Source organism: Streptomyces sp. WZ.A104, from assembly GCF_002382885.1.
Taxonomy (GTDB): Bacteria; Actinomycetota; Actinomycetes; order Streptomycetales; family Streptomycetaceae; genus Streptomyces.
This window is the reverse complement of the sequence record NZ_NWVL01000144.1, coordinates 1-6,669: the sequence shown is the minus strand read 5'-3', so window position 1 is coordinate 6,669 and position 6,669 is coordinate 1. Positions and strand designations below refer to the sequence as shown.

At 70.6% G+C, this 6,669-nt stretch carries 12 protein-coding genes; all 12 read right to left on the bottom strand.

What is annotated here, in order from left to right:
- Window positions 1–128: 128 nt before the first annotated feature.
- A complete protein-coding gene (locus CIB93_RS36505; protein WP_073226992.1) occupies window positions 129–602 on the bottom strand; it encodes a single-stranded DNA-binding protein in 474 nt (157 codons plus the stop codon).
- A 73-nt stretch (window positions 603–675) separates the two neighbouring features.
- Complete coding sequence (locus CIB93_RS36500) at window positions 676–930, bottom strand: hypothetical protein (protein WP_073226989.1); 255 nt, start codon at window positions 928–930, stop codon at window positions 676–678.
- A 97-nt stretch (window positions 931–1,027) separates the two neighbouring features.
- Complete coding sequence (locus CIB93_RS36495; RefSeq protein WP_073226987.1) at window positions 1,028–1,306, bottom strand: hypothetical protein; 279 nt, start codon at window positions 1,304–1,306, stop codon at window positions 1,028–1,030.
- 151 nt (window positions 1,307–1,457) lie between these two features.
- The gene (locus CIB93_RS36490) at window positions 1,458–1,865 is read right to left on the bottom strand and encodes a hypothetical protein (RefSeq protein ID WP_096633076.1); all 408 of its coding nucleotides are present in this window, start codon (window positions 1,863–1,865) and stop codon (window positions 1,458–1,460) included.
- A gap of 193 nt (window positions 1,866–2,058) precedes the next feature.
- Window positions 2,059–2,544 carry a hypothetical protein gene (locus tag CIB93_RS36485; RefSeq protein WP_096633075.1) on the bottom strand — a complete coding sequence of 162 codons (486 nt, stop codon included), beginning with the start codon at window positions 2,542–2,544 and terminating at the stop codon, window positions 2,059–2,061.
- A gap of 73 nt (window positions 2,545–2,617) precedes the next feature.
- Window positions 2,618–3,118: a hypothetical protein gene (locus CIB93_RS36480; RefSeq protein ID WP_096633074.1), complete on the bottom strand. Its 501-nt coding sequence runs from the start codon at window positions 3,116–3,118 to the stop codon at window positions 2,618–2,620.
- On the bottom strand, window positions 3,115–3,309 hold the full coding sequence (locus CIB93_RS36475; protein WP_073226973.1) for a hypothetical protein: 195 nt from the start codon (window positions 3,307–3,309) through the stop codon (window positions 3,115–3,117). Before CIB93_RS36475 ends, CIB93_RS36480 begins: the two co-directional genes overlap by 4 nt.
- A 98-nt stretch (window positions 3,310–3,407) precedes the next feature.
- On the bottom strand, window positions 3,408–3,698 hold the full coding sequence (locus CIB93_RS36470) for a hypothetical protein (protein ID WP_073226970.1): 291 nt from the start codon (window positions 3,696–3,698) through the stop codon (window positions 3,408–3,410).
- Window positions 3,699–3,837: 139 nt separating this feature from the next.
- Window positions 3,838–4,371: an antirestriction protein ArdA gene (locus CIB93_RS36465; protein WP_096633073.1), complete on the bottom strand. Its 534-nt coding sequence runs from the start codon at window positions 4,369–4,371 to the stop codon at window positions 3,838–3,840.
- Window positions 4,372–4,445: 74 nt separating this feature from the next.
- Window positions 4,446–4,730, bottom strand: a complete 285-nt coding sequence (locus CIB93_RS36460) for a hypothetical protein (protein ID WP_096633072.1) — start codon at window positions 4,728–4,730, stop codon at window positions 4,446–4,448.
- A 779-nt stretch (window positions 4,731–5,509) separates the two neighbouring features.
- Complete coding sequence (locus CIB93_RS36455; RefSeq protein WP_096633071.1) at window positions 5,510–6,148, bottom strand: hypothetical protein; 639 nt, start codon at window positions 6,146–6,148, stop codon at window positions 5,510–5,512.
- Window positions 6,149–6,262: 114 nt separating this feature from the next.
- Window positions 6,263–6,669: hypothetical protein (locus CIB93_RS36450; protein ID WP_218839822.1), on the bottom strand; the 407-nt coding region annotated here is incomplete at its 5' end.

Sequence of the window (6,669 nt, the reverse complement as noted above, 5' to 3'; positions counted from 1 at the left end):
GGGGTGCGGCCGGGGCGGTTCGGCGCGGACGCGGCCGGGCCGGCTCGATGCCGGTCTGGGCGCGGTCCCGCGCGGACGGGCGGCGGGCGGGCCGGGGGGCCGCATCGCGTGACGCGGCCCCCGGGCGGTTAGAACGGCGGCTGGTCGTCCGCACTGGGGGCGGTTGCCCACGGGTCCGTCTGCGGGGCTCCGCTCTGCTGCGCCTGGCCCCAGCCGTTCTGCTGGCCCTGGCCGTTGCGCTGCACCTTGGTCACCTTGGCGGTCGCGTTGCGCAGGCTGGGACCGACTTCCTCGACGTCCAGCTCGTAGACGGTGCGCTTCTCGCCTTCGTTGGTCTCGTAGCTGCGCTGGCGCAGGCGGCCCTGGACGATGACGCGCATGCCCTTGGTGAGGGACTCGGCGACGTTCTCGGCGACGTGTCGCCAGACGGAGCAGGTCAGGAAGAGGCTCTCGCCGTCCTTCCACTCGTTGGTGGTCTTGTCGAAGATCCTGGGGGTGGAGGCGACCCGGAATTTGGCGACTCCGGCTCCGGAGGGGGTGAAGCGGAGCTCCGGGTCGTCGACCAGGTTGCCGATCAGGGTGATGGTGGTCTCGCCTGCCATGGGGGTTTCTCCTCGTTGGTGGTTCTGTGGCGGCCGATCCGGGGTTACCCTCCCCTTCTCGACATGTACTAGTTTACTTCTCTCGGGTGAACGTGTCAACCTGGCGCGGTGGCGTGCCCCGCACATGCCGCAGGGCGGTGAAGGCGGCGCGCGGCTGGGTGGCGGCAAGCGCCACGAACAGCGCCGACTCGCGCGCGCGGCTCCCGATCCAGCGCCCGGGGCGGTGCCGCACCTGCCAGTCGGCCCAGCTGCGGAGCCGGCCCCAGGGGCGGAGGCGGCCGAGCGCGTACCCCAGCCCGAGCGCGGCGAGGATTCCGGGAATGGCCATGTCCTGTCTCGTTTCGGTGGGCGGACGCGGAGCGCCTGCCGGTTCGGCGGGCGCTTCGCGGGGCCCGCCGGGGCTTCGCCGCCCCGGCGGGCGGCGGCTAGTCGAACATGTAGCTGCTGAACTGGCGGAGCAGGGTCCAGCCGAAGTGTTCGGGCATGGTGCCGTACTCGGGGAAGATGTCGATCATCGCCGACGTCGGCTCGTCGGGGACGGAGACGTCGACGAAGGTGTCGCCGGAGCGGTACTCCCACCAGTGGAAGCGGTACGGGCGGCCGTTGATGTAGCGGACGTGCGTCTTGCTGAGTTCGCCGTACGGGCTCTCCTCGACGGCCTCCAGGAGGCGGGGGCCGATGGCGGGGCGGGTGGCGGTGGACATGTTCGCTCGTCTCGCTCGATGGTTCGTGGTGTTCGGCCCGGGGTTTGCCCTCCCCGATCCGACGTGTACTAGTTTACCTTCTTTGGGTGAGGTTGGCAACTTGCACGCCCGGCCTCGACCGGAAGACCGAAGAGGCCGGGCGCGGGACGGTTCAGCCGACGCGCCGGAAGTAGTCGGCGGCGTACCGAGCGAACTTCTCGTTCGCGTCGCGCCAGAGGTGTTGCCGGGCGTCGGCGACAGGGTTGCCCATACTCCCCCCGGTTCGCTCGGAGTTCCGCTCGGCCTCGGCGATCTTCTCGTGCCACGTCGCGACGACGTCGTCGCTGACCTTCAGGGCCTCGATGAGGCCTGCCCACAGTTCGATTTGGAACTGGTAGCCGGTGATGACCTCGAAGAAGCTGTCCATCCGGACGTTCTCCGCCGTCAGCTCCTCGGCGTGGAGACGACCCCACCAGTCATTCGCGTAGCGCCGGGCGTTCTTCCGGCCGGCCTCGGCGGCGGTCTTCAGGCGCTCCTCGAATGCCTTGCGGTCGCGTACGGCGCGGTCAATGCTGGCCATGACGTGCTCCTCGTCTGCGGCGGTGCTTCGTGGTGGCCGGTGCGGGGTTTGCCCTCCCCTCTCCGACGTATACTAATTTACTACCCCTGGGATGGGGTGTCAACTCCGGCCCCGCGTACACGCTCCACGACAGGTCGGCTGGTGCGGCGCGGGGCCGGCCGCCGCCGGGCCCGGGCAGGCCCGGCGGCGATGGTCAGTGGCGGGCGGCGAGGGGGCCGCAGGTGGTGTCGGTGAACGGTTCGGTCGCAGGAAGGGGCGAGTCGGGGAACAGGGCCTGGTTGACGGCTCGGGCTTCCAGCCAGTCGGCCCAAGCGCCGTCGCTGTCGATGGCGAACACCTCTGGCATCAGGACGTGGGCGCGCAGGAGTACGGCGGTGACGGCCACGTCGTAGAGACATGCGGCGGTCTTGGTGAAACCCCAGACGAACGGACCGGACGGGGAGAGCCGGTCGGGGTCGAGCTCCAGGCGGAAGTCCTCGCACGTCTCGTCGCCTCGCCCGTTGAAGAGGATCAGGTCTTCGCCGATCACCGGCGCTCCGCGCCCGTCGGATCCGCCCAGGGGAATTCCGGACGCCTTCGTGAAGTCCATGACGGCGGCGGCGTCCATGCGCAGCTGGAGCCAGTTGGCCCGGAAGGTCTCCGACTGCGGGGCGTAGGCGAAGTAGTGGGTGTATCCCATGAGACGGTCCTCGGTTCGGTGGTTCGTGGTGCGCGGCCCAGGGCTTGCCCTCCCTGTTCCGACATTTACTAGCTTACCCGATGCAGTCGAGCGCATCAAATCGCGGGGCCGCTGCTCCGGCAGGAGGGAGGGTCACCGTGCACAGGAACGGTGGCGTGGCCCCGTCCTGGAACCCGTAGGTGGAGTGCACGCACCACGGGCGGGCCCCGGGGACGGCCCCGGCGTCCCAGTGGAGGACGGCCGCGTAGACCTCGGCGAGTGCGTCACGCAGGAGCGCTTGGCCGTCTCGGTCGAGCGCGTCGGCTTCCTCGCGTGTGGCGATGACGGCCCCGTACGCGCCTTCGATGCGCAGGAAGGTGACCGGGTGGCGGGGGTCGGCGTCGTGGGCGGTGCGGTCGAAGATCACGCGCTCTGCTCGGGGCCACAGTGCGCGGATGGCGGGGGCGGCGGAGTGGAGGAAGGCACCGGCCATCTCCGTATGGGCCTCGTGGAGCCGATGCGCGCGGGCCGCGAGGTGGGCGGCGGGGTCCGCGTACGGGTCGGGCAGGGGCGACTTGGCGGTGTCGGTGCTCATCGGTCGGCCCCGCCCTCCGGGTTGCGCCGGATCATGCGGTAGGCGGCGGCCCGGCCGCTGGCGGTCAGCAGGTGGCGGGCCCGGATGCGGGCGGCGCGCCCGGCGGCGAATGCGGCTTGGGCGGTGCGGTCGCCTGCGGCAGCGCGGGCGAGCAGGTCCGCCTGCGGGTCCGCGGAGCTCTGGAAAGTCACTGGGGGTCCGTTCGTGGGCGGGACTGGAAGAGGCCGGCCGGGATCCCGGCCGGTAGGGGCCTCCCCGCGCCCTCAGCCGGGCGCGGGGAGCAGGCGGGCTACAGGCGGACGGTCTGGCCCTGGTCCTCGATCCGGTCGGGGTCCGCCTCGGGGTCGTCGGCGTACTCGGCAACGTGGTGCGAGAGTTCGTGGCGCAGCTCGGTCGCCCGGATGGTGTCGAGGGAGTCGAGGGGGCGGGCGACGAACTCGGCCCCGTATTCGTAGTCGTCGACCCGGTAGTAGCCGAAGCCGCCCCGGTCCACAGTCTCCGCCCGGTTGCCGTACAGCTCCTGGGCGAGTTCGCGGATGGTGTCGAGCTGGTCGGCGGCGGTCAGCATCACGGCGGGCATGAGGTCTCCTCGACTCGGTGGTTCGTGGTGGCCGTTCCGAGGTTTGCCCTCCCCGTCCCGACGTGTACTAATCTACCTTACCGGGGTGGGCGCGTCAACTCTTCGGGGAAATCTCCGGGGTCGGGAATCGAGAAAGATATCAGCCGCGCACAAGGTGGTAGGTACCGGCTCCGGCGTAGATCGGAATTACGGTTCCGTCGTTTATCCAGTTGACCGCGAGTGACTGCGCTACGGCTTCGATGTGATCGCGCCAGAGCTGCGGCACCCCTTCGGTTCCGTGATCGCTCAGGTAGTCAAGCGCGTATTCCGCGACGGCCGATTCTGGGTCGACGTTCCATTCGGTCGTCCTGATGTACCCGTCCTGGCACTTCTCCGCAAGGTGCTCGGCGCTCACCTTTTCGTGAAAGTATTTGACGACTTCGGCGGGGTAGTGGTCCAGGGCTTCGGCGATGAAAACCAGGTCCTCTATGCTTTCGGTTTCCCGCAGTTCGATTCCGCCGAACCCTTCGAAATCGTGAATCGCGTACTCTTCCGCGCTTCCCTGCGAGGAAGTCTTGAGTACAGCTTCTATCTCGTCATAAACATCGTCTGCGTCGCCGTGTATTTCTACCCATTTTCCGTGGAGACGTCCGGCGTTGTAGTCGGAAAGGGAGGCGACATAGATGGCGTTCATGGAAAGCGTCCTTACCTTGGGGTGCCAGTGCGGGCGGGGGCGGGCGGCCCTGCGCGGGCCGCCCTGGCGGCGGTTCAGCCGATGACGCGCATTCCGATCAGGCGCGGGCTGTCGTCCACCACGCCGCACCAGTCGTGCGCACAGTCGGCGCAGAAGTGCGGGCAGCCGCAGGTGTCGCGGTTGAAGTCGGAGATGTGCCAGCCCTGGTCGTGAGCGGCCCAGGCCCCTTCGTCGGCGTCGTCGGGGAATCCCGAGTCGGCCTGGCAGTCCTCGCGTGCGCACTGGATGCGGTCGTACTCGTCGAGCTGCGGCGCGACCGCGATCTGCACGGGCGGGGCCTCGGTGAGGACGGCGACCATGGGACGGCTCCTTGGTTCGGTGGCTCGTGGTGGCAGGCCCGGGGTTTGCCCTCCCCGTTCCGACATGCACTAGTTTACCTGACACGGTGATCCTGTACAAGTTCTGACCAGCGACTTCCCCCCTTTTCTGCGCCAACGTCCGGGGTGGGGGCAGGCGCGGAGCGGCTGCGCGTCTCTGCGGAATGCCCCCGTCGGCCCGGCAGCCGGGGGGCGGCCGAAGCCCTCTACGAGCGGAGACCCGCCGACCTTTCTTCCTCCCGCCCCGGCAAAGGCAGTTCCCGGCCGCGCGGGCCTGGCGGTCAAGCGCGGGAAGGAGTACCGGAGCCGGTATAGCGACGTAGGAGCGGGCCGGTGAGGACACGGACTGGAGCGCTTGAGGGCCAGGCCCGCGCGGCCACAATCAGAAAGCCGGGGATGGAGGAAGACCTCGGTGCCGGCCGGAGCGCAGCGGAGGTTGGCGCCGGGGAGCAGCGCCCGGCGCCAGCCGGGCTCCATCCGGGGCGGAGCCCCGGCCCGTGCCTCTCCGCTGCCGGGCAGCGGATCCCCCGCGGGGGACGCCAGGCTGCACCGAGCTGGCCGGGCCGCGGGCGACGCCCGCCGCAGTGTGGCCGGGTCAGCCCTTGCCTGCGGCGCCGGCCGCCGCGGCCCTCGGCGGCTGGCAGTCACGCATCCGATGGCGGGGACGGGCGTCGGCGGAGAAGCGGAGCGTGCCGTGCGGGCCGAGGTCCGCGGCGGCCTGAGCGGTTCGGACGCTGAGCCTGGTGCAGGGGACCTGTCGGTCACGCGGCAGCGTGCTCGGTGGCCGGGAGGAGGGCGCGGAGGGTCTCGACCCGCTGGGAGGTCCTGACCCGGGCGGCCCGGGTCTCGTTGAGGGTCTGGTCCAGCTGGTGCAGCTCCTTTGTGTACCTCTCCAGGTAGGTGGCGGCGGCGATGCGGCGTCCTGCGGCTTCGAGGGCTTCTCGGTCGGGTCGGGCTCGCCAGTGGGCGACGACTACGCCGAGCACCGCCGCGGCGTGCCGGCCGGTGGCGGGGGGCAGGGGAATCGCGTTGGAGTTCTTGTTCCGCCGGAAGGTTGGTACCCGGGCGCCGGCGTCGACGTCTTCGAAGAACACGCGGGTCAGGCTGGCGAGCGCGATCCCGTTGATCGTCAGCGGGTCTTCTCGTCGGTGGGCAGGGGTTGCGGGTTCTGTGCCGAAGAGGACCAGGAGGTCGACCGTCCGCGGGCGGGGCGACTCGGTGGGGTCCGCGAGGAGGGTTCCCGGGGAGAGGACTGCGTGACCGTGGACGTGGGGCGCGCGGAGCTTGTACGTGCTGCTGCCGTCGGCCGGGTTGGTGGTGATGTCCATTCGGAGCAGGCCGTACTGGCCGAGGTGCTCCTCATGGTGCATGGTCTGAGGAGGTTCGAGGGTGATGATCATGGTGTCCTTGCTCTCGGTGGGCAGCGGGGCGGCCCGGTGTGGGGCGGGCGGTGGCGTGCGCGGTCCTGGCTGCTCGATGCCGCCGGAACCGCGGCTGGCGGACGGGCCGGGGCCTTACCGCTCTCGCGGAGCGGCGTGCTGGGGCTCGAGGTCCCAGGACAGCCCTTGGCAGTCGACTCGGACCGTGTCCGGTACGGCGTCGTCCAGCGCACCGCCGGGGCTGAGGGCGTACACGACGGTCACGCGGAGGGCGGCGCCGGTGTGGTTGCGCAGCCGGCCGTTGAGCAGAGCGGCGATGTCCTGGGGTCTCGCGCGGTCGAGGGGGACGTACTGCCCCGTGATGCACTCGGTGCAGCCGCAGCCGGGCGGGTCGACGGCTATCAGGGTGGGCATGACGGTTTGGGCCTTTCGGGATTCCGGGAGGGCGCCGCGGTGCCGGAGGCGGCGGGCGGGAGCGGGGCGTGCGCGGGCGGGGCGGCTCGATGCCGCCGCGCTCGCGGCTGCCGCGCTGGCGGACGCCC

Bases quoted from the DNA above. Each gene is read 5' to 3' on its own strand.
- CIB93_RS36490 (WP_096633076.1), bottom strand. From the start codon at position 1,865: ATGGCCAGCATTGACCGCGCCGTACGCGACCGCAAGGCATTCGAGGAG.
- CIB93_RS36455 (WP_096633071.1), bottom strand. From the start codon at position 6,148: ATGATCATCACCCTCGAACCTCCTCAGACCATGCACCATGAGGAGCAC.
- CIB93_RS36470 (WP_073226970.1), bottom strand. From the start codon at position 3,698: ATGCCCGCCGTGATGCTGACCGCCGCCGACCAGCTCGACACCATCCGC.
- CIB93_RS36480 (WP_096633074.1), bottom strand. From the start codon at position 3,118: ATGAGCACCGACACCGCCAAGTCGCCCCTGCCCGACCCGTACGCGGAC.
- CIB93_RS36505 (WP_073226992.1), bottom strand. From the start codon at position 602: ATGGCAGGCGAGACCACCATCACCCTGATCGGCAACCTGGTCGACGAC.
- CIB93_RS36500 (WP_073226989.1), bottom strand. From the start codon at position 930: ATGGCCATTCCCGGAATCCTCGCCGCGCTCGGGCTGGGGTACGCGCTC.
- CIB93_RS36465 (WP_096633073.1), bottom strand. From the start codon at position 4,371: ATGAACGCCATCTATGTCGCCTCCCTTTCCGACTACAACGCCGGACGT.
- CIB93_RS36460 (WP_096633072.1), bottom strand. From the start codon at position 4,730: ATGGTCGCCGTCCTCACCGAGGCCCCGCCCGTGCAGATCGCGGTCGCG.
- CIB93_RS36495 (WP_073226987.1), bottom strand. From the start codon at position 1,306: ATGTCCACCGCCACCCGCCCCGCCATCGGCCCCCGCCTCCTGGAGGCC.
- CIB93_RS36485 (WP_096633075.1), bottom strand. From the start codon at position 2,544: ATGGGATACACCCACTACTTCGCCTACGCCCCGCAGTCGGAGACCTTC.